The following is a 21,643-nucleotide window of genomic DNA, read 5'->3' on the forward strand; positions in this document are numbered from 1 at the left end:
CCGTGAAACTCATCGTCATATCTCCGGAGAACGAAGACTCCCGCGAGCAATCCGTGCTCGCGCAGCTCTTCGCTGCGGGCCTGACGAGCTATCACCTGCGCAAGCCAACTTGGTCGCGCGATCAACTCGCCGCCTGGCTCCGTTCGCTGCCGGCCGAGTTCCATTCGCGCATCGTGCTGCATTCGCACCACGAGCTTGCCGCTGAGTTCGCTGTTGGCGGTGTTCATAATGCACCCACCGCCACGCCGTTCGCTCCGCTCCGCAGCCACGCCGTCCATTCGCTTGTCGAGTTGGGCGGACTGCTCGATGCACGTGCCCGGTTGGTTTTCAGTCCGGTCTTCCCGTCGTTTTCGAAGCCTGGCTACGGCCCCGCTTTTGACCGCGACGAACTCCGCACACTGCTCGCGCTTCCGCGCCGCGCCGAGGTGATCGCCCTCGGCGGCATTGACGCTACGCGCATCCAAGCTTGTCGCGAATTTGGCTTCGACGGTGTCGCCATCCTCGGAGCCGTGTGGCAAGCCGCCGATCCTGTGCGTGCTTTCGCCGAACTCCAAAACGCCCTTCACGCCCATGCCGCTTGATCCCGACCATTTCCCTCCGGTCATGTGCCTCACGATGGACGGCCTGCCGCTCTCGCACGCCGACCAGGCGCGCGCGCTCGTCGCCGCCGGCGCGGGCTGGATTCAGCTGCGCGTGAAGAACGCCGCGCCCGACGCATGGCTCGCGATCGCCCGCGAAGTTGTCGTCATCGGCCACCAGGGTGGGGCACTCGTCACCATCAACGACTCGGTCGAGATCGCCCTCGCGGCCGACGCCGACGGCGTGCACCTCGGCAAGCTCGACGAGGATTGGATCGCAGCCCGCGCCCGTCTCGGCACTGAAAAACTTCTCGGCGGAACCGTGAACAACGCCGAAGACGCGCGTCGTGCGGCCGAGTCCCATGTGCTCGACTACGTCGGTATCGGGCCGCTGCGTTTCACGACTACAAAGCAGAAACTCGCGCCCGTCCTCGGACTCGAAGGCATCGCCGCGCTGCTGCCGCTCCTCGACGGACTGCCTGCGTGGGCCATTGGCGGCGTGTTGCCATCCGATCTGCCTGCGCTGCGTGCGGCCCGCCTCGCGGGTGTCGCGGTGTCGTCCTCGCTTTACGCAAACTCCCAAGTCACCGCCAACCACGCCGCGTTCATCGACGCGTGGAACGCGACTTCCTTAGCTCCATGAAAACATCCCCCCTTGTTATCGCCGGCGTCACGCTCCGCTCGCGCCTCTTCCTTGGAACCGGCAAATACAGTTCTGGCGCCGTCATGTCCGAAAGCCTCGCAGCATCCGGAGCCGAACTCGTCACCATGGCGCTGCGCCGCGTGCGCACCGATGGCGGACACGACGATATCATGAGCCAGCTCGATACGACCAAGTATCGTCTGCTGCCCAACACGTCCGGCGTGCGTGATGCCAAGGAAGCGATCCTCGCCGCGGAGCTCGCCCGCGAGGCGCTCGGCACCAACTGGCTGAAGTTGGAGATTCATCCCGATCCCAAGTATCTCATGCCCGACGCGATCGAAACGCTCCTAGCCACGCGTGAATTGGTGAAGCGCGGCTTCGTCGTGCTGCCCTACGTTCACGCCGATCCGGTGCTGTGCAAACAGCTCGAAGAGGCCGGAGCCGCCGCCGTTATGCCGCTCGGCGCACCCATCGGCAGCAACCTCGGACTCGAGACACGCGCCTTCTTGGAAATTATCATCGCGCAGTCTCGCGTCCCCGTGGTGATCGATGCCGGTCTCGGCACACCGTCCCACGCCGCCGCCGCGCTCGAAATGGGCGCGGACGCCGTTCTTGTGAACACGGCGATTGCCGCCGCCGCCGATCCGGTGGCAATGGGTGCAGCCTTCAAACTCGCGGTCGAGGCCGGCCGTCTCGGTTTCGAGGCCGGATTGGCCGCTCGTTCCACCAAAGGTGAAGCCCACGCGACTTCGCCGCTCACCTCCTTCCTCGCTTCGGTATGAGCACGTTCGTCGATACTTGGAAACAACACGACTTCGCCGCCGTTGGCGCGCGCATTGCCGCCGCGACCGAGGCGGATGTTCGCCGTGCGCTCGGCAAGCAGGGCCGTGGTCTCAACCTCGATGATCTCGCCGCGCTGCTTTCGCCGGCCGCCGCGCCGTTTCTTGAGGAGATGGCGGCGCTCAGCCACCGGCTCACCGTCGAGCGTTTCGGTCGAACGATGCAGCTCTACGCGCCGATGTATCTGACCAACGTGTGCGCCAATATTTGCAGCTACTGCGGCTTCAGCGCGCAGAACCGCATCCCGCGCAAGGCGCTCGATGATGCGGAGATTTCCGCCGAGGCCGACGCCCTCGAAAAGTTCGGCTTCGACCACGTGCTCCTCGTGACCGGCGAATCGTCGCGCTACGGGCTCGCCTATTTTCAGAACGCGCTGCGCCTGCTGCGTCCGCGTTTCTCCAACCTGTCGATGGAGGTTCAGCCGCTCGACGCCGAGGAATACGCCGCGTTAACCGCCGACGGTTTGAGCGCGGTGCTCGTCTATCAAGAAACCTACGATCCGATCGCTTATCCGAAGCATCATTTGAAAGGTCCCAAGGCGGACATGGAATATCGTCTGGCGACGCCGGACCGGCTCGGCACCGCCGGGGTGAAGAAGATCGGCCTTGGTGCGCTCTACGGTCTCTCCGACTGGCGTGCGGAGTCGTGGTTTGTGGGCCTGCATCTACACTACATGGAGAAGCATTACTGGCGCACGCGCTACAGCATCGCGTTTCCGCGGCTGCGTCCGCACGAGGGCAATGAAATTCCCGTCACTCCGTTCAACGAGCGTGATCTCATCCAGACGGCGTGCGCGTTCCGGTTGTTCAGTCAGGAAGTGGAGCTGTCGCTTTCGACGCGCGAGAGTCCGCATTTCCGCAACAATGCGTTCAAGCTCGGCTTCACGTCGATGAGCGCGGGCTCGAAGACCAATCCGGGCGGCTACGCGAGCGAACCGGAGTCGCTGGAGCAGTTCCAGATCAGCGATGAGCGTTCACCGGCCGAGGTCGCCGCTTTTTTGAAAACCAATGGTTACGAGGCCGTGTGGAAAGACTGGGATGCGACTTACGACGGCCAACAAACCGCCCGCTCCAACGATGTCGTTCACGCCTGACGAACTTGCGCGCTACCAGCGGCACCTGTCGCTCTCTGGCTTCGGGCCCGAGGCGCAGGCCAAGTTGCAGGCGTCGCGCGTGCTGGTGATCGGTGCGGGCGGGTTGGGGTGTCCGATTTTATTGTATCTCGCGGCGGCGGGCGTCGGGAAGCTGACGGTGATCGATGCGGACGTGGTCGATGTATCGAATCTTCAGCGACAGGTTTTGTTTACGACTGACGATGTCGGCCAGCCCAAGGCCGAGGCGGCGGCGCGGCGGTTGCGGGCGTTGAATTCATTGATCGAAATCGTCCCGCTGGTTGGACGGCTGAATCGCAACAACGCTTTGGAGCTGATCCGCGCGCATGACGTCGTGGTCGATGGCTCGGATAATTTTGCGACGCGCTATCTGGTGAACGATGCGTGCGTGCTCGCCGGAAAACCGCTCATTTACGGCGCGATCCAAGGTTTCGAGGGGCAGGCGAGTGTGTTTAATTTCAAGGGTGGTCCGACGTATCGGTGTCTGTTCCCCGAGCCGCCGGCGGCGGGGACGGTGCCGAATTGTTCGGAGGCCGGCGTGCTCGGCGTGCTGCCGGGGCTGATCGGGACGATTCAAGCGACGGAGACAATCAAGGTGATCACGGGTATCGGCGAGCCGTTGTCGGGGCGGTTGCTGCTGTGGAATTCGCTGACGATGACGTCGCGCACGCTGCGCTTTGCGGCGGATCCCGCCAGCCGGATCACCGAGCTGCCGCCGGAAGGTTATGGCGAGACGTGCGCGGTGCCGGCGAAGCCGACGGGAGACGAACTCACCTCCGCCGAGTTGAAGGCGAATCTCACAGTGCAGCTCATCGATGTGCGCGAGGACTGGGAGCGTGCGCTCGGCGCGATACAGCCGTCGATCCACGTGCCGTTGGGAAAGCTCGGAACCGATGAAGGCGCCGCCGCGCTGGCTGCGCTCGATCCGACAAAAGACACGGTGGCGTATTGCGCGGGCGGCGTGCGCAGCCTGAAAGCACTGGTGCCGTTGCGTGAACGACATGGTTTCCAGGCGGTGCGCAGCCTGTGCGGCGGGTTTAAGGCGTGGACGGACCGTTGAGTTAATCCAAGGCGGATGCGGGTGTTGGCCTACTGGATGAACGCGGTGGTGATTTGGTTGATGCGGAGGCGGCCGGAGAGAAGGGCGCCGGTGGGGCTGACGTTGGTGATGACGACGGGCGTGTTGGCGTCGGCGTGGACTCCGGTGAAGACGTGGGCGCTGGCGTTCACGGGGAAGAGCTGTTGTTGGACGACGCCGTTTTGGGTCCAGCGCAGGTGGACGACCTCGTCGCCGTTGAACTCCCACCACGTGATCTTTTGGAGGACGAAGGCACGGGCGGCGGTGATGGTGAAACTTTCGCCGCGCTCGAAACGGCCGAGACCGCTGTTGCCCACGCCGAAGCCGGAGCCTTCAAAGCCAAAGAAGGACGTGACGGCGGGGGCGAAGTCGGGCGCGGACGGCGTGTTGACGTTCACACCGGTCTTGGGGGCGGCGAACGTGAGCGTGGCGGGTGTGCCGTCGGGATTGATGCTGGCGGCGAAGGACGTGCCGCCGTTGACGGCGTTCCACGGGGCGGAAGTCCAGGACTGCGACGTGACGGAGTTGCCGGGAGCTCCGGGGATCGAGGGCGTGAATTTGACGGCGTCGGCGATGACGTAGCCGTTGGTCCCGGCGTTATCAATGAAGACACCGTGGTTGCTGTTCGGCGAAAACGTGAACACGCCGAGCGGATGCCAGGCGCCGCCGCTCTTTTGATCGATGGTGAAGGGGGTGATTCCGCCCGCGTGGATGACGTCGATGGGCGTGTTACTGGCACGGTTGGCGTTGGGCACCCAGTTGACGGTGACGATGTAGTTGCCGGTGGCGGGGAATGGTGGAGTGAAGAGGGCGGTGCGAGTGCCGTCGCGCGTGTCGCCGTCGTGAAAGTAGTTGGAGCTGTGCTGGCCGGTGGCGGAGCCGGTGGTCCAGCCGGCTGATTTTGTGAAGAGCGGGGTGGCGTCGAGATTGTCGATGATCACTTCCGTCAAAGTCGGAGTGGTCGGTGCATCCACGGTGAGCGACAGCAGGGCGGCGCGCAGGGGAGCGGCGAGGAGCGCGTTTCCGGCGGGCGAGACGTGGGCGCCGTCGGTGGTGGTGTATTTGGCGGCGCCGTTGGTGAGCCAACGCGTGTTGTCGGAGGGTGTGGCGATCGCGGCGAAAGTATCGAGCAGCACGTCAATTTTACCGTCAGCAAGGTCGGTGGAAAAATTGTCGTTGATGGCATCGCGTTTTCCGCCGGCGCCCCAGTTGGGGAGCGGAGTTTGTCCGGCGAGCGTAGCCCAGCTGTCGGTGCTGGACGTGCGGGGCATGAGCTTGGTGCGGATGATTTTTTGGACGCCGGCATTGCGAGCCATGGTCCAGATGCTCTCGGTGCGCGTGCCGATCGCGGTGGCGTCGCCGGTGCCGCCGGAGCCGAGGTCGTTGGTGCCGTATTCTTCGACGACGACGTTGGCGAACGGCAGGAAGTGCGTCTGGCGTTGCTGGCGGGCGGGGTTGACGAAGTTCGCGGCGGTCTGGCCGTGGCGCGTGAGGTTGAACGTGGCGATGGCGTTGGCGCCGGCGCTGTCGACGGCGGCGCGGTTGAAGAAGCCGTAGCCGGAAATGGCGGGAACCGGGTTGGTGAGATCGCCGGTGCCATCCAGAATGCTGTCACCGATACCGATGACGGCGAGGTGGCCGGGCGTAGTGTAACGCCCGAGGAAGACGACGGGCAGACCGGCGGGGCGGGTGGAACCGCCGGTGATGGCGGGGATGGGACCGGCGGTGTCGAAAGTGCCGGGATCATTGGCGGGCGGATAGACCACGAACTTCGAGCCCGAGTAAGTGGTGGGCGTGCCGCTGGGGATTTTTCCACCGGTGGGGATGGAACCGCGAATGTGCAGCCAGAACACCTCGTCGCGCGCGGGCGTGGCGCCGGTCCAGGTGGAAGACGGAATGGCATCGGACAACCAGAAGGGCGTGGTGGAGTTCATCGGCAGCACGAGCGTGCGGGAGCCGGAGAACGTGAGGGGCACGCGCTGGCCGGTGGAGGCGCGTTCAAGCCACGCGTGGCTGATGGTGACGTCGTTGGTGGCGTTGGGTGTTTCGGCGTCATAGGGATACATCCAGTCCATGAAGCCGATCTGTATCTCGGCGACGGGCCCGCCGAGCTTGTGCGGCGAGCGGTGGCGGAAGGACGTGTTGGCGATGGCGGGCGTGTAGAAATTGCTGGCGATGCGTCCGCCGGTGGCGACGACGCGAACGGGTTCGACCGCGTGGGTGAACGGAGTGGCCACCATGCCTAGGAAAACAGTGATGGCGGTGAGGCGAAAAAAGGAAGCGGGGGATTTCATGCGAAACAGGGAAAGAGGTTTAAAACCAAAAGAGAGGACGGCGGGGGCCGTCCTCTCTGGTTTCAGGCGGGCGATATCACGATGTCATCGAATGATGATGGGATCGCTTCGGTTTAATTGAGCAGAGCGGTGACGACGTGCTTCACGCGCAGGCGTCCGCTCAGGTTGGCGCTGGTCGGGCTGACATTGGTGAAAACGACGGGGGTATTGGCGTCGGCCTGCACACTGGTGAAGTTGAAGAGCGCCGCGTTGATCGTGAACACCTGCTGTTGCACGACACCGCCCTGGGTCCATTGCACGTGGACCTGCTCGTCGCCGGTCCACTCATACCAACTGATTTGTTGAAGCGCGAAGGCGTGATTAGTCTGGAGGGTGAAACTCTCGCCGCGCTCGAAGCGACCGACATTGGTCGGCGTGCCGACGCCGAAGCCGGACGACTCGAAACCGAAGGCGGAATTCACCGCGCCGGTGAAGTTCGGCGTGGCGGGCACCGTGACGTTCACACCGGTTTTGGGTGAACCGAAAGTCAGCGTGACGGGAATGCCATCCGGACTGAATCCGGCGGAGAACGACGTCGCACCGGCGGTGGCGCTCCACGGGGCGGCGGTCCACGATTGCAGAGTGAAAGGCGTGCCGGCGGTGAGCGCGGCGCCGTTGTCGGTGGTGATCTTCAGATTCTGGATCAGGTTGATCTGTGAGAAACTCGCGGTCGAAGACGTGAAACCGAACACGGTGCCGGCGGGGAGCGAGGCGGGATTGCCGAGGCGATTGATGAGGTCGGCGACGGGCGCGGTGGAGTCGTTGGCACCCTTGTAAAGGCGGGTGCGAACGGTGCCGGCGTCACCATCGTAATCGATTACGACAAACATGTCCTCGGCGTAGCCCCACGGATAGAGAGGCAGCGGCTGGGACGCGAAACCGTCGACATTGGGTGTGACGGGCGCGGGCGTGATCGCGATGAGATCAGGCTCGGTGCCCTTGGCCTGCACCTTCACGCCGAAAAGGACGTTGGGCTGCTGATAGAAGCCGAGGCCGGCGAGACCGGCGCCATGTTGCGCGGGGTTGGCCGAGTAGGCGCCAAAGACGAAGCCGGAGCCGGCGTGACCGGAGTTGATGCGGTAGCCGAAGCGCGCCTGCATGCGTTTCTGCGAGGCCGCGAGCGGCTGGCCGGCAAAGACCACGGCGGTGGTGAGGTTGGCGCTGTTGTGCGTGAGCTTGAGATCACCGGTGATCACGGCCGGCTGGAACGAGCCGGTGTGATAGGTGAGCATGCCGTCGGGCGCGGTCGTGAACGTGGTGTCGAGCACGACGTTGCTCGTGGGCGGGCCGGGCGGGGCTACGATCGCAGGCGCGTCGCTGCGCAGGTAACGGAATACCCGCGTGGTCATGGCCGGGAACGTGTAGCTGAAGCTCGTGCCGAGGCTGGTGGGCACGGCGACGTCGGGCAGCTCGGTCGCGGACATGACGAACATCTCGGGATTGGTAGAGCCGGAGACCGGCGCGTTGGTGATCGCGAGTGACGCGGTGATGGCGCCGTCGTTGCGATTCAAGACCTGCACATAGACGTAGCGTTCATCCTGGGTGCCGGTGACGAGCAAGTGCGTGTCGCTGCTATGCTGCTCGAGGATTTCATCGCCGGTGAGACGGTTGTGGACGTAGGTGGCCCACCACGCGTGGTTCGGCAGGTTGTTCTGATAATAGTGCATGGCGGGGTTCGTCTTGATGTCGAAGGCGAAGCCGCTGCTGAGAATATTGCGCGGGTTGTAGAGCGAGAAGTGATCGTAGGTGAGGAACCACAGGCCTTGGGTGATGGTGTGACGCATCTCCAGCGGGATGTTGAACTCGGTGATGCCGGTGCCGACGTTTTCGGGAAAACCGTATTCACGAAGTTTGCCCTGGATGGCGCCTTCGCCGCGGTAGGGCCACTGGGCAATGCGGGCCTGGGTGAAGGAGACCTGTTCGGTCGGGTGATTGAGAATGTTGTAGGCGTTCTCGACGGGATCGGGTGCGTTGGTCTCCCAATCGTAGATCTCGGCGTAGAGGTGGCGGGTAACAACGTCGACCTGCTGGTAGCCATTGAGAGGTGCGGCGCATTGGGCGAAGAATGCGTTGAGGATGTTGTCGGCGCGGTTGGCGTTCATAGCGAAGCCGTATTCGGCGGCGACGACCGGACCGCAGAGCTTCACATTTTGACGCACGCCGGAGGCGATGAGCTGGTTATGAACGCTCTGGAAGGCGTCGATGTATTCCTGCGGTGAGGCGACCTGATAATCGACTGAGATGTCGGGCTCGTTGCCGACCTCCCAGTATTGGGTGGTGAGGTTGAAGGGGGGCGCCTTGTAACGCTGGACCAGGAAGGCGATATTGGTGGCGATGGTGCCGGAGCCGATGTTGCCGTTCAGATCGAGGAAGTTGTCATGCAAGTGCTGCTGCTCGGTGTTGAAGGGCGGATTCGGCTTGGTGATCGGACCGACGAAGAGCGGAACGCCGCCGGCGTTGATGATCTGGGCGACGCGGATATCCATGTCGTTAAGCGTGTAGTCCTTCGAAGGATAAACACCGGTGCGGATCATGCCGACCTTCAGGCGTTCGAGATCGGCGCGGTAGTTGGGCGTGGTGGACATCCAGAATTTGCCGGCGCTCAGATTCACGCCGAGCTGGCCGATGCCGACGTTGTCGATCACGTTTGCGGCGTTTACCGCAAGGGCGGGTTGGGTCACGGTGATGCTGCCGGAACCGCTCAGGAAGATCGCAGGGAAGGCGGTCTGGAGTTGCGCGAACGTGTAGGTCGTGTTGGCGGCTAACGTGGTGCCGTTTCGCTTGAGACCGGCCAGGCCGTCGGTGGCGTTGGTCGTGCCGCCCACCACGAGGCTGGTGACGGTGAGATTGTGGTTAAGGTTCACCTTGCTGCCGGCCTCAATGACGAGCGAGCCCTTGAGGTTGGCTGCGCTCGTGGTGCTGAGGGTGCTGCTCCCGGTCAGATAGAGTGTGCCATAGAAGCCGGTGCCGGTGGTGACGGCCAGTTGATGGATGCCGCCACCGAGAAGCTGGAGGTCGCCGTCACCGCGAAGGTTGCCGAAGGTGAGGTTCAATCCGCGGGTTGCGCCGCCGGTGTTGAACGAAGTCACCTCGGAACGCGTTGTGAGGAAGTCGGTGACGTTGAGGATCTGCGTGCCGCCAGAGCCGTTTGAGAGACCGCGCGCCGAACCTCCTTTGGTGAGCAGGGCGGGGATCGTGACGGGATTGGTCGAGGTGCCGTTTTGCTTTATGAGAACTGAACCACCGTCGATGATGAGCACGCCGCCCGTGAAGGGGGACGCCACGGAGGTTTCGGGCGTGCGCAACACGTAACCGTTGGTATGGAAAGTATCGGCGTTGCTGATACTGGAGGGGTTGGTGCCTCCGCCGGACGGCTGCGACCACCAGGCGGCGGGGGTATGCCAGTGTTGGGAAAGGCCGCTGTTGGCCTGGAGATACCAGTCGGCGGCGTTGAGGGTGGAGACCAGACCGGTTGCCGCGCCGAGGGTGAGGCGCAGCAGGAAACGTAAACGTATCGACGGAGTCATCGTGATGGGGGTTGGGTTTTTTGCAGAGACCGGTTGAACGGCGTGCGGGGGTAAGAACTGACCCTTGAGGCGATGGCTGCCGGTGACGCTCCGACCAACCGGTATTTTGCCGATCACGATTCGCAGACGGGGGAAGCCTGCGGGTTTTACGGTAATTTAATCCGAAATCGGGGTTTCCCCGATGCGTTACGAAGCGCGTGGAGTTTCGATCAACGCCGATCCCTCGCGCACGGGAACACTTTCTCCGTCGCGCCAATTTCCCTCGATTTGGAGGAGCTTGGGCATGGGTGAAAGACCCCGTTCGTTTTGGGTGAGTTGCGTGGTAAGCAAATCCACGGCCATGGCGCCGATGACATCGTGACACTGATAAATGCCGCCGATCTCCGGGTGTTCGGAGGAGCAATCGAACGTCGCGAATGCGATGTCGTCGGGAATGCGCCAGCCCATGTCGTGGATCACGTGCCATGCGAGGTATTCGCCGAGGATCACATCGGGGCGTTCTTGCTCGATCCACGAGCGCACATGACGCCGGTCTTCGGTGTTGTCGGTGCCGGAGAATACGCACAACTTGATCCATTGGCGGCCCCAGGGCTGCATCTGCTCGTAATAAAGCGGGTAAAGCCAGCCGTGGTTTACCTTTTGATCGTAGGCGGTGGACACGATCACGGCGATGCGACGGTAACCCATTTCGAAGAGGCGGTGCAGGGCCATCGGCACGCTCTTGTTGTAGTTGAACGCCACGCGGTGCAGCGGGGATTGCGCAAGGCCGGAACCGAGCGCGACCGACGAAAAATTCTCCCAGGAAAACCGCTCGAAGACGGCCGAGGTCGAGGGATTTATCATTCCCGGGATCAACAGGCCGTGGATGCCGCGACTTTGAAGCATGCGGGCGAGATTGCCCGAGTTGACGCCCGGCTCGCAGACCCATACCGGCTCCAGCACGTAGCCGGCCTGCTCGGCGCGTTCGCGCGCGCCCAGAAAATTGTCGTATTGATGAGCGGGCAAATCTTCGGCGCGCGCGCTGTGCGGATGCGATACGATGAACGCGAGGTTGGCCTGATACCGCGGCGCCTTGGTGGAACGCAGGTGGGCCATGAACGCCGCGGCGAGCGGGTTTGCCCTCCAGCCCATCTCGGTGGCGATCTTTTGGATACGCTCTCGCGTGGCGAGGGAGATGCGCGGATCGTTGCGCAAGGCGTTGCTCACCGTCGACTGGCTGCATTCACAGGCATCGGCAATCTCTCGTGTCGTGGGGTAACGGCTGACGGACATGCCCGAATACCCTAACTGCCGGCGGCCCGCTTGGGAAGCCTCCGGCTTCATTTCTTGTGATTTTGATTTAGTCGGGTGGTTGAAACGCGATGCAACGTCGCTTCTACTGCGTGACGGTTTTCCCGCTCATGCCCGACACGCTGCCCACGATTGTTCATCTCGATGCCGACGCGTTTTTTGTGTCGGTCGAGCTGGCGTTGCAGCCGGAGTATCGCGGGAAAAAGGTAGCGGTGGGCGGACGCGAGCGTGGAATCATCGCCTCGGCGAGTTATGAGGCGCGGGCGTGCGGCGTTTACACACCGATGCCGACCGCGCGGGCACTCAAGGTGTGCCCGGATTTGATCCTGCTCCCGCACAAGGGGGGCTACGGCGAGGTGTCGCGGAAGATGTTCGATTTGTGCGAGACGATTACGCCTTATGTGCAGCGTAATTCGATCGATGAAGGTTATCTTGATCTCACGCCGTGCGGGTTGAAATCGGTTGAAGAGATCGAGCGGGTGGTGCGCGGGTTGCAGAAGCGGATTTGGGACGAATTGCAGATTCCTGTGTCGATGGGCATCGCGATGAACAAACTGGTTTCCCAAATCGCATCAAAACTGAGGAAGCCGCGTGGTTTTGTTGTCGTGGAAGCGGGTGCCGAGGCATCATTCCTCGAGCCGCTCGACATCGGCAAGCTGCCCGGTGTCGGCACGAAGACGGAAACCGAGCTCCAGATGCGCGGGGTATGGAAAATCAGGGATCTGTTCACGAAGACGGAGCGTGAACTGGCGGCGTTGCTGGGAAGCGACTGGCAATCGTTTTTAGCGATGGCGCGGGGTGAAGACGACCGCGAGGTGCACACCGAGCACGAGGACGCCAAAAGTTATTCGCAGCAGGAAACGTTTTCCAAGGACATCGGTGATTTCACGGAGATCGAGCGCGTGGCGAAGGGGATGATCGATGCGTTGATGCCGTCGATCCGTGCGGACGGAAAACGCGTGAAGACGATGACAGTGAAAGTCCGCTATGGAGATTTTACGCAAGAGACGGCGGGGCGGAGTCTGCCGGAGTCGAGCGATCTCGAGCAGCCGTTTTATCCGCTGGTAGCGGAGCTGTTGCGCAAGGCTTGGACGCAATCGCGGGCGTTGCGATTGGTGAGCGTGCGGTTCTCCAGCGTGGAGGACGGCGGGCGTCAGTTGGACATGTTTGCGGAGACTGATGAAAAGCGTCGGAAGCTCGCGGCGGTGATGGATCAGCTCAACAAAGGGAAACTGCAGCGCGTGCAACATGGGCATCAGTTGTCTGCCAAAAAGAAAACGGGCGATTAAACGAAGTCTCCCGGCAGTTGGCAGTTCCCTGTTTCAGTAATGCGGACACGAAAAAGCGGACTGTGGGGTGACAGTCCGCTTTTGAACTTTAGCTACGGGTGATTAAAGCCTCGCGCTCAGGTTATTAGTCGATGGCTTTGTCGAGCTGCTTGGCGCGAGCAAGGTGATCGCGAAGGGTGGGCAGATAACGAACGGAGAAGGCGGCGACATCGGCGTCATCGGATTTGGAGCCCTTCTCGAGGCTTGAGATTGCATCTTCATGGCCGTCGATGACGTCCTCAAGGTAGGCCTCGTCGTAATCATTACCGGTCTTCTTGCCCAGATCCACGACGTCGTCATGGTGCTTCTTCATATGATTGGTGTCGGGCTGCACGCGTTTGGTCATGGCCATCGCGTTGAGGTCGGCATTCATGGCCTCGTGGTCGGCGACCAGAGTGGCGGCGAAGGCACGAACCTGGGCGTTGGAAGCCTTCGTGGAGGCTTGCTTGGAAATGGCTACTTGGTAGTCACCGCAGGCGGTGAGCTTGTGTGCCCACTTCTCGCCTTTGCGATCCATCGGGGTGGCGCTGTAGGTATAAACCGGAGCCTTCAGGCTGGGTTCGCGCGGCTTATTCGGATCGGTAGGCATGGCGACGTTCGGCATGCTGGTAGCATTGACGTCGAGGGTGGTGACCGGCGCCGGCTTCACACTGCCGTCACGAGGACGGTTCGTATCAGCGGTTTCGTTTTGGGCGCTCAGCGGGAGGGCCAATGCAGCGATACAGCCGAGGGTGATGAACTTAAGGGAGCGGGGAGTTTGGTTTTTCATAACGCCCTTACTATAACGCATCTGTAACTTGCCTAACATCAGGCAGGACTGTGTCCACGGTGTGGGGGGATTCCCCGTTAAATGAAAAATCGCCGATAAAACGGGAACCGAACGAGTTCTGCTCGAACACGGCTCGTAGCCGCTAAAATCACTTTTGTTCAAACACCCCATAGTGGCCCAGCGTGGCTGCGAAATTGCCGTCATGTAGCCAAGTGCGAGCGGATTGGCTGCCTTTCAGCTCGGCGTCCCAGAAAGCGAGTGTGGAGCGTTCGATGAAATCATGAAAACGAAGATCACGAGCGTCGGGCTTCTGTCGTGCAGTGGGCCCGGAGAATACCATGTGATCGCCGCCTTCGAACGTCAGCAGGCAGGCGGGCGCGGAATGAGTCTGATCGTAGGGGATACGGCGATCTTTGGCGTTTTTGACACTGCCGGCCTGATCGGTGTCGGCGGTGCCGGTGAGATGATAGACTGGAATCTTAATGGCGGCGTAAAGATCGTCGCGCCGCGGGGCGGGCGTGCTCATGGCGATGGCGGCTTTGATGCGCGGATCGTATCCACCGATTGGATGCGCTGGAGTGATGGTGGCCAATGTGGTGAAGGATCCAAAGGAGTGCCCGGCGAGGCCAATGCGGTTGAGATCAAGTCGTGCGTGGAGTGGCGATGCGGTGCCCGCGTTGAGCGCGGTGAGTTGATCGAGAGCGAACGAGACATCACGGGGACGATTGCGGGCGTTGTCAGGATCGGCCGCGGCACGACGGAGGTCTTTCATGGGCCGCTTGCTGTCTTTCCAGACGGCTTCGTCACTTCCTGGGTGCTGAAGGTGGACGCTGATGTAGCCATGCGCCGCCCAATAATCTCCAAGATAACCGTAGCCCTCGCGTGAACCGCCCAACCCGTGGGAGAAAATAATCACCGGACAGGGCGACGTGGTGTTGGCTGGATAATAAATTTTGGCGGGCACATCGCGGTTGCGAGCGGAGTCGTGCCAGTTGAGGAGGAGGGTTTTTACCGGTGCGACCCTGGTGTCTGCCGGATAGTTGGGTGCGGCGGAGAGCGGTAGAATTCCGATGAGGCAAAAAATCGCGATGGCGGTCAGTTTCATGGAAAGGTGTGCGGCTGGTGGAGTGCGCGGAGGTTATCGATATAGGCGCTTTGCAGCCGCATAAGTTACGTGAAAATCCTGCATGCATTCCCAGATAGTTGGAAATCTGAGGATAAATACTCAGTTGGCGCATAAGTTTGGGCTAAATGCGCCGTAAAATGCATAACTTCGGATGAAAGCGTCGCCTACAGCTCTCCTTGAAAAAGTCCCGGCCCATCTCATTGCGCAGGCGCTGCATCATCCCCCTTCGGCGCCCAAAGTGCTGCCTTTGTTGAAGCGCCATTTGATGGATATCGACACTTCGATCCACCAGATTGCCGAGCTGATCCGGTGGGATCCGGGAATCTCGGCGCGCGTGTTGCAGGCGGCCAACAGTGTGGTGTTCTCACGTGGCGAACGCTGTAATTCCGTGGAGCTAGCCGTGAACCGCATCGGGTTTGAACACATTTACGAAATGGTGGCCAATGCGGTGGCCGAGCAGGTGCTGGTGCGACCGCTGCTGGCGTATGGAATCGAGGCGGATGATTTTTGGCGACGCTCGGTGGCGTGCGGACTGGCTGCGGAGCGACTGGCCGAGGTGTGCGATGAGGATCGCAACGTGGCCTACACGCTTGGGTTGCTGGGCAACGTGGGCATGGTCGCGATCGACCACTGGGTGCAAACGCATCAGCCAACCCTTGGACTTTTTGGACGGGGATTTCCACGTGAGTGTAGTGAGAGTGAACGTATGCTACTGGGCTGCACGCAGGCGGAAGTTGGTGCGCACGTTCTGCGCGGATGGGAGTTTCCTCCGGAGATGAGCGAGCCGTTGCGGTGGCAATATGCCCCGCTGGAAGGACTGGCCTATCGAAAGCTGGGCAGTCTGCTGCATGCCGCGAAATGGCTTTCCGCCCACGTATGCGCGGAGCCGGGCGTGCGCGTGCCGTTGCCGGAGGATCGCTTGCTGGCGCCGCTCAAGATGAAGGCGACGGCGCTCGCGGGGCACGCATTTGTCGTGAGTTCGCGATTGGAGGACGTGCAGCGACGCCTTGATGGAGATGCACCGCTTGAGGCGGCTTGAGCGTCGCGCGGAGCCTCAGTCGTGATCGAGGAATATCCAGCGTTCGACCTGGATGTGGTGGCGGTTGAGGGCCTCGGCGTATTCAGGTTTTTTCACGAGGCTGTCGGGCGAGTTCATCACCATCTGGATTTTTTCGTGAGGCAGATGATGCCTTAACAACACCAGCGAGCGTCGTAGTCGCGACTGTCGTAGGCGATGCCGAGCTTGCGATAAGCGTCGTCGGTGGAGCACGCCTGGCCGTTCTCCGCCATCATGGCATCGGTGGCGAAGGCTCCGAAGCCGGCGCCGCGGCCGTCGTTGTGCAGGAGGAGTAATGAGCCACTGCCGTAAGTGACGATGTGCTTCACCGACTCCTTGAGCTTGTCCGATTTCCCACGGTGCGAAGCGGGAACCGGTTGAAGAGCGATTCGCTGTGGATGCGCACGACCGGGAGGTCGGAGATACCGGGTTTGCCGTGGGTGAGAACAACAAAATCTTCGCTGGTGACGATGTCGTAGTAAACATGGACGCGAAACCAGTAAGGCGTCGTGAGCAGGTCGACGATGGGATCGTGCGGATACTCTTTTTTGAAGGCGGTGAGGTTATCCGGTGAAATTTTAACCAAGAAACGATTGTCGCGAATCACCCGGTGGCCGAGGACGAGCGGATGGGGGCCGGACATGTAACGCTCAATGGCGGACTGATCGCGGAAGAGCTCCTTGAATTGCACCTCGGTGAGCAGGACATCGTCGTCCACCGGTTTCATTGGTAGAAAGTAACTCGCGTTATAGATGAAGCGATGCGCCTCGGGCAGTGCGTGCGGTTTGAAAAGCACGACCGGATCGGGGGGGAGGCACGTTTTACGGCGGTGGTGGATGGCCGTTGGAGGATGTGACCGCCGGCGGCCTTCGATGTGAGGTAAGCGAGGTTGAACGGCCCGGGTTCGAACTCGAGGGACTCGGTGCCGGCGATGGTGATGCCCTGCGCTCGGAGAGCGTCGATTTTGTCGGGGTTGTTGGTGAGAACGGTAAACGAGGCATTGATGCCCAAAAGCTGGCAGATGTGGGAAATGTTCTCGTAGTTGCGGTGATCCTTTTTGAGGCCCATCGCGGCGTAGGCTTGGAACGTCGAAAGCTGGTCGAGCGATGCCTGCACCAGCATGCGGTCGCGGGATTTTCCGACGTAACCGACACCGCGGCCCTCCTGCGGCAGGTTCGAAGGGAACGATCTTGGCCATGTCCGCTCTCGCGTTGAGGGCGCAGAGTTGCGGGTTGCGAAGGCGCGGGTAACGCGTGATTTTTAACGCATGGCCGTCATTGATGCGCACGTGCATTTGTATCCGCCGGAGGTAAACCGCGATCCGGCGGGCTGGGCGGCTGCGCATGGCGAATCCCACTGGGCGGTGATGTGCGCGCGGGTGAGAAAATCCACCGGAAAACCCGTGCAGGGGTTTCCGTCCGTCGATGATTTATTGGAGGAGATGGATGTGGCCGGCGTGGAGGGCGCAGTGTTGCTCGGCTGGTATTGGGAAACTCACGACAGCTGCGTGCGGCAGAATCGATTTTATGAAGAATGCGTGCGGGCGCATCCGGACCGTTTCTCGGCATTCGCGACGGTGCATGCGGGGGCGGGTGTGGCGGCGCTGGATGAAGTTCGACGCGCGCGGGACAATGGGCTGATCGGCTTGGGGGAACTGTCGCCGCACTCGCAAGGTGTGTCGGTCGACGATCCCTGTTGGCTTGCGGTGCTGACACTGGCGGGCGATCTCGAACTGCCGGTGAATTTGCATGTCACCGATCCGTTGATCGGAAAATATCCGGGACGGGTCGAAACGCCGCTCGTTGATTTTTACCAGCTGGCGGCGCAATTTCCGCAGGTTAAATTCATTTTGGCGCACTGGGGTGGCCGGCTTTGGCGGGAAGGTGGATTGCTTCCTGAAAATGTATGGGTCGATACGGCGGCCACGCCGCTGCTTTATGATGCGTCGATCTGGGCGGAGGGCTTGGGCGCGTGTCGTGCGGAGCGGATTTTGTGGGGCACGGATTATCCGCTGGAGCTGTATCCCAAGGAGCCGGGAAAACAGACATTCCCCGGTTTATTGGACGAAGCGCAGGCACGGATGCCGGTCGATGTTTTGGGTGCGAATGCCGCGCGGTTGTTGAGCCTCGGGTAAGACGCGGGCCTGTCTTGCCTCCGGTCGTGTTTCGGGTTTGAACCACCGGTCTTATGTCGAATTTTGAAGCCAACCTCGCTCCGCTCGGATTAAAACTTCCCGCCACTGCCGCCGCGGCCGGCAACTATGTGCCCACGGTGCGCACGGGTAACCTGCTTTATTGCGCGGGCACCATCTCGATCCAGGACGGCAAGATGACCCACGAAGGCCAGGTCGGCAACGAGCAGACCGTGCAGACGGCCTACGAGTCGGCGCGCGTGTGCACGTTAAACACCCTCGCCAACATCAAGGCCGCGGTCGGTTCGCTGGACCAGGTTTCGCGCGTGGTGATGGTTAACGGCTTCGTGAATGCGGTGAGCGGTTTCGCGGACAGCCCGGCAGTGATCAATGGTGCGAGCGATCTACTCGTCGCGGTGTTTGGCGATGCGGGCAAACATGCTCGCGCCGCGGTGGCAGTCGCGGGACTGCCCAAAAACTCCACGGTCGAAGTGCAGATCGTCGTTGAGCTGAAGGCCTGAAGAAGGCGTGAAAAAGCCCCGGCTGTTGAAGCCGGGGCTTTTTTCGTTTTCAGAGCTGTTTGATCAGCACCTTGGGATTGCGTCCGCTTTCCTCGTAGGCCTTGAGACGAGCCTCGGGCAGGGCGGACTTTTCGGTTTCCTCGAAGCCGAGCACGGAAGTGAAGAACGAGTAGCTCTGCGTGGAGAGGGCGACGATTTGAGCGACGCCCTTTTCCTTTGCGCGCATGCAGGCGAAATCGACCATTTTACGGCCGACGCCGCGGTTGTGGTAGAAGGGCAGCACGTAGAGCGAACCGATTTCCGCGAGCTGCGGTTTGTCGGGGTAGAAATACAACGTGACGCAGGCGATGATGTTCTCGTCGATTTCGAAGACGTAGAACTGGTCGATGTTTTTCTCGATGGCCTGCTGGGTGCGGTGGAGCAGTTCCTCGCGCTTCACTGCGTGGCGCGTGAGGTTGTAGAGGAACCGCACGTCGCGCTTGGTGGCCTTGCGGATCTGCTGGTAGTCGTTCGCGTAGATGAGCGATCCGACGCCCTCACTGGAGAAGATTTCGTTGATCAGGCCGTCGAAGGTGCGTCCGTCGACGATGTGCACGCGCGGCACGCCGGTCTCAATGGCGCGGATGGCGTGGGCGGCTTTGCTGAGCGAGAGTTCGTTGAACTGCTCGGGATGATCTTTGAGGAGGGCGCGCAGGGTATCGACGGAGATGTCGCGCTTGATTTCGCCGTTGATCTCAAGGCCGGCCTGCGGGGTGAGGTAGATGACCTTGGAAGCGTTAAGGGCCTCGGCGACCTCGGCGGCGAGCAGGTCGGAGTTGATGCGCAGCGAACGTCCGTCCGGGCCGTAGCCGACGGGCTGGATGATCGGAATGATGTCGGCGTTGATGAGGTGGGAGATGAACTCCTTGTCGATGCGATCGACCTTGCCGGTGAACTGCTGGTCAACGCCCTTGAGGATGCCGGTGGGCAAGGCGCGCACGGAGTTGGTGATCGCGCACTTGAGCGTGTTTTGCGTGAGGCCCTCGAGAATGAGATGGGAAACCCGTGAAGAGGCGCGAATGGCGAGGTCGAGCGTGGCCGCATCGGTTACGCCGGTGCCGTCGGCATTGCTGATGGCGATTTTCCGCGACTCGGAGAGCTCGATGATCTGCTGGCCGATGCCATGGACGAGCACGACCTTGATGCCGAGCGAGCGGAGAACGGCGATATCGACGAGCAGGTTGCCGAAGTTTTCGTCGGCCACGATGGAGCCGTCGATCGCGAGCACGAAGATCTGGCCTTGAAAACGCGGGACGTATTTCAGGATGCCACGGAGATCCGTGGGTTTGATCAGTGCGGTGGAGACCGGGGTGGCGGGCGTAGCGGGGCCGTTGCTCATCTTTGGATTAAGCAACGTTCATCGGACAAGCAGGCGGGCGCGTCAATAGTCGTGGCAAGGCCGACGCCACGACGTCCGTTTGCGCGGATTACTTGAGCGTCGGTGCGCTCCGCCATTTTTCGGGCGGGAGGTAGGCGAGGCCGATCAAGATGAGCTGGGTGGCCACGAAGATTACCAAAGCAACGAAGGCCTGGTCCATGAAACCGTAGCTGTGGAGGCCGACACCGAGCATGTTGGTGCCGAACCAGCTCCAGCTCGTGACGATGTTGCCAAAAATCGCCAAAGCCATGATCCCGCGCGTGCGGGCGAGTCCGCCCCAGCGGGCGTGGAGGATGATGGCGTTCCAGATGACGATGATGAGCGCTCCGTTTTCCTTGGGATCCCAGCCCCAGAAGCGTCCCCAGGATTGATCGGCCCAGATACCGCCGAGAATCGTGCCGATGAGGCTGAAGAGCGTGGCGAAACAGATAATGCCGTAAACCATGCGGCTGAGAGAATCGGCCGTGGCTTTATCGAGCGAACGGGTGAACACGCCGCGGAACACGTAAATAATTGCGAGGAAGCCGGCGAGGAACGTGGCCGAATAGCCGATCGTGATCACGACGACGTGGGTCGCCAACCAGAAGTTGGAGTCGAGCACGGCACGCATCATTTCCAAGGTGTCGCCGCTGAGCGACAGATGGTGGGCGATCAACAAAGTGCAAAACCCGGTGAGACCGGCGGCGACACTGCCGATGCCGTTCTTGAAGATTTTTTCGAGGGTGAGGCACAGGCCGACCGAACCCCAGCCGACGAAGAGGGCTGAAGAGTAGAGGTTGGTGACCGGCGGGCGGCCTTCGAGCCACATGCGCATAAGAATGCCGACGGTCGTGGCGACCCACGCGAGCAACACGAGGTAATAGGCGGCGCGTTGCAGGGGCGCGGGCCATTTGAGCCAGGAGAAAACGGCGAGCAGAAAAGCCAGCACGTAGAGCGACATGCTCGTGTAGAAAGGCTCGGCCTTGTTGAAGAGCGTTTCAGCGTCGGTTTTTTTGAGAACGGCGGTAAGTGCGCGTTCGGACTCGGTGCGCTGTTTGGCGAGCAACGTGTTGAACTGCTCGGGCTGCTGGTTCTTCCAGGTGTGCTGGAGTCCGGCGAAGGTGAGCGCGTTCACGTTGACGGAACCGTTTTGGAAGGTCGCGAGGAGCGATTGTCCGGCCTTCTGCCAGGTCGCATCCGTGGCGCCGGCGGCGGGCGGGATGGCGAGGAGGATGCCGATCTGTTCCATGCGCAGAAACTTCGAGCCCATGTTCATGGTGAAGCCAGCGAGCTCGGCGTTCGCGTCCTTGCCCGACTCCTTGTTGCGCACGGCTTCGACGCCGGCGGCAAGATTATCCTGCAGGCGAAGCAGGTCGTTCAGGAAGTCGGAGCCGTCGGGCATCACGAGGCTGTGCTTGAGTTGCTGATACAGGATGACGTGGTTGCGCAGATTCACCACGGCGCGCTGATAAGACGTGCGGGCCGGGGATTCGACGGACTCGGCAAGACTGGCCTGACGATCCAGCTCTTCCAGCTTCGCGATGAGCTGGCGGTAGGAGAAACGCTTTTTGCCGGCACCGTCCTCGATGCCGAGGCCGAAGACGTCGAGCACGCCGGGATGAACGATTTCGAAGTGTTGGTAGGTGTCCGCAAGTTCGGGACGAAAAAACACATCGAGCAACCATTGCGTGGGCGTGAGCGAGACGTTTTCGGGCGTGACGATGCGCTGGCGTCCCTGAAGGAGCAGGAGCGTGTTGCGCGCGACGCTATCGAGGGGCTTGGTGCGACCGTTGGCGACGACGGGGATGCGGCCGAACCCGTCGAGATTGAAGTCGGACTTCGGTTTGCGGAAAAGCGGGCTAGCCAGGTAAAGCGCGCCGAGGATGAGGATGGCGAGAGGAAGGAAGCGTTTCAT

Annotated in this window: 19 protein-coding genes; 9 read left to right on the top strand and 10 right to left on the bottom strand. The window is 61.5% G+C overall.

Annotated elements, in window-relative coordinates; all coding sequences use genetic code 11:
• Positions 1–2 precede the first annotated feature (2 nt).
• Genes FPL22_RS02205 through moeB form a run of 5 tightly spaced genes read left to right on the top strand, consistent with a single transcriptional unit; the run spans position 3 to position 4,232 of the window.
• Positions 3–581: a thiamine phosphate synthase gene (locus FPL22_RS02205; protein ID WP_144228484.1), complete on the top strand. Its 579-nt coding sequence runs from the start codon at positions 3–5 to the stop codon at positions 579–581.
• Positions 571–1,221 (top strand): thiamine phosphate synthase, encoded by a 651-nt coding sequence (locus tag FPL22_RS02210; protein WP_144228485.1) that lies wholly within the window; start codon positions 571–573, stop codon positions 1,219–1,221. Before FPL22_RS02205 ends, FPL22_RS02210 begins: the two co-directional genes overlap by 11 nt.
• On the top strand, positions 1,218–2,003 hold the full coding sequence (locus FPL22_RS02215) for a thiazole synthase (protein ID WP_144228486.1): 786 nt from the start codon (positions 1,218–1,220) through the stop codon (positions 2,001–2,003). Before FPL22_RS02210 ends, FPL22_RS02215 begins: the two co-directional genes overlap by 4 nt.
• Positions 2,000–3,154, top strand: a complete 1,155-nt coding sequence (gene thiH / locus FPL22_RS02220; protein ID WP_144228487.1) for a 2-iminoacetate synthase ThiH — start codon at positions 2,000–2,002, stop codon at positions 3,152–3,154. Before FPL22_RS02215 ends, thiH begins: the two co-directional genes overlap by 4 nt.
• Positions 3,138–4,232: a HesA/MoeB/ThiF family protein gene (moeB, locus tag FPL22_RS02225; protein WP_238991286.1), complete on the top strand. Its 1,095-nt coding sequence runs from the start codon at positions 3,138–3,140 to the stop codon at positions 4,230–4,232. Before thiH ends, moeB begins: the two co-directional genes overlap by 17 nt.
• A 29-nt stretch (positions 4,233–4,261) precedes the next feature.
• Here moeB and FPL22_RS02230 read toward each other — a convergent pair whose 3' ends face one another.
• From FPL22_RS02230 to FPL22_RS02240, 3 genes are all read right to left on the bottom strand, one after another.
• A complete protein-coding gene (locus FPL22_RS02230) occupies positions 4,262–6,544 on the bottom strand; it encodes a golvesin C-terminal-like domain-containing protein (RefSeq protein ID WP_144228489.1) in 2,283 nt (760 codons plus the stop codon).
• 113 nt (positions 6,545–6,657) lie between these two features.
• Positions 6,658–10,110: a hypothetical protein gene (locus tag FPL22_RS02235; RefSeq protein WP_144228490.1), complete on the bottom strand. Its 3,453-nt coding sequence runs from the start codon at positions 10,108–10,110 to the stop codon at positions 6,658–6,660.
• 186 nt (positions 10,111–10,296) lie between these two features.
• On the bottom strand, positions 10,297–11,382 hold the full coding sequence (locus FPL22_RS02240; protein WP_162525159.1) for a LacI family DNA-binding transcriptional regulator: 1,086 nt from the start codon (positions 11,380–11,382) through the stop codon (positions 10,297–10,299).
• Positions 11,383–11,471: 89 nt separating this feature from the next.
• Here FPL22_RS02240 and FPL22_RS02245 point away from each other — a divergent pair, with 89 nt between their 5' ends.
• Positions 11,472–12,689: a Y-family DNA polymerase gene (locus tag FPL22_RS02245; protein ID WP_238991287.1), complete on the top strand. Its 1,218-nt coding sequence runs from the start codon at positions 11,472–11,474 to the stop codon at positions 12,687–12,689.
• Positions 12,690–12,813: 124 nt separating this feature from the next.
• On the opposite strand, the gene FPL22_RS02250 is transcribed toward FPL22_RS02245, so the two are convergent.
• Positions 12,814–13,497, bottom strand: coding sequence for a DUF4142 domain-containing protein (locus FPL22_RS02250; protein WP_162525160.1), 684 nt, complete (start codon positions 13,495–13,497; stop codon positions 12,814–12,816).
• A gap of 148 nt (positions 13,498–13,645) precedes the next feature.
• Positions 13,646–14,602 carry an alpha/beta hydrolase family protein gene (locus tag FPL22_RS02255; protein ID WP_144228493.1) on the bottom strand — a complete coding sequence of 319 codons (957 nt, stop codon included), beginning with the start codon at positions 14,600–14,602 and terminating at the stop codon, positions 13,646–13,648.
• A gap of 172 nt (positions 14,603–14,774) precedes the next feature.
• Here FPL22_RS02255 and FPL22_RS02260 point away from each other — a divergent pair, with 172 nt between their 5' ends.
• Positions 14,775–15,662, top strand: a complete 888-nt coding sequence (locus FPL22_RS02260; RefSeq protein WP_144228494.1) for an HDOD domain-containing protein — start codon at positions 14,775–14,777, stop codon at positions 15,660–15,662.
• 152 nt (positions 15,663–15,814) lie between these two features.
• On the opposite strand, the gene FPL22_RS17905 is transcribed toward FPL22_RS02260, so the two are convergent.
• Genes FPL22_RS17905 through FPL22_RS17915 form a run of 3 tightly spaced genes read right to left on the bottom strand, consistent with a single transcriptional unit; the run spans position 15,815 to position 16,853 of the window.
• The gene (locus tag FPL22_RS17905; protein WP_338050307.1) at positions 15,815–16,009 is read right to left on the bottom strand and encodes a hypothetical protein; all 195 of its coding nucleotides are present in this window, start codon (positions 16,007–16,009) and stop codon (positions 15,815–15,817) included.
• Entirely contained in the window at positions 16,006–16,407 is a 402-nt protein-coding gene (locus tag FPL22_RS17910; RefSeq protein ID WP_238991288.1) for a hypothetical protein, read from the bottom strand. The genes FPL22_RS17905 and FPL22_RS17910 overlap by 4 nt, the downstream gene beginning before the upstream one ends.
• Entirely contained in the window at positions 16,404–16,853 is a 450-nt protein-coding gene (locus FPL22_RS17915; RefSeq protein ID WP_275263035.1) for a GTP cyclohydrolase II, read from the bottom strand. Before FPL22_RS17915 ends, FPL22_RS17910 begins: the two co-directional genes overlap by 4 nt.
• A gap of 94 nt (positions 16,854–16,947) precedes the next feature.
• Here FPL22_RS17915 and FPL22_RS02270 point away from each other — a divergent pair, with 94 nt between their 5' ends.
• Both FPL22_RS02270 and FPL22_RS02275 read left to right on the top strand, forming a co-directional pair.
• Entirely contained in the window at positions 16,948–17,814 is an 867-nt protein-coding gene (locus FPL22_RS02270) for an amidohydrolase family protein (protein WP_144228495.1), read from the top strand.
• A gap of 53 nt (positions 17,815–17,867) precedes the next feature.
• Positions 17,868–18,332 carry a RidA family protein gene (locus tag FPL22_RS02275; RefSeq protein WP_144228496.1) on the top strand — a complete coding sequence of 155 codons (465 nt, stop codon included), beginning with the start codon at positions 17,868–17,870 and terminating at the stop codon, positions 18,330–18,332.
• A 49-nt stretch (positions 18,333–18,381) separates the two neighbouring features.
• Here the strand turns inward: FPL22_RS02275 and argA are convergent, their stop codons facing one another.
• Positions 18,382–19,710 carry an amino-acid N-acetyltransferase gene (argA, locus tag FPL22_RS02280; RefSeq protein WP_144228497.1) on the bottom strand — a complete coding sequence of 443 codons (1,329 nt, stop codon included), beginning with the start codon at positions 19,708–19,710 and terminating at the stop codon, positions 18,382–18,384.
• Positions 19,711–19,798: 88 nt separating this feature from the next.
• Positions 19,799–21,643 carry a cytochrome c biogenesis protein gene (locus FPL22_RS02285; RefSeq protein ID WP_144228498.1) on the bottom strand — a complete coding sequence of 615 codons (1,845 nt, stop codon included), beginning with the start codon at positions 21,641–21,643 and terminating at the stop codon, positions 19,799–19,801.

Source organism: Rariglobus hedericola (genome assembly GCF_007559335.1).
GTDB lineage: Bacteria > Verrucomicrobiota > Verrucomicrobiia > Opitutales > Opitutaceae > Rariglobus > Rariglobus hedericola.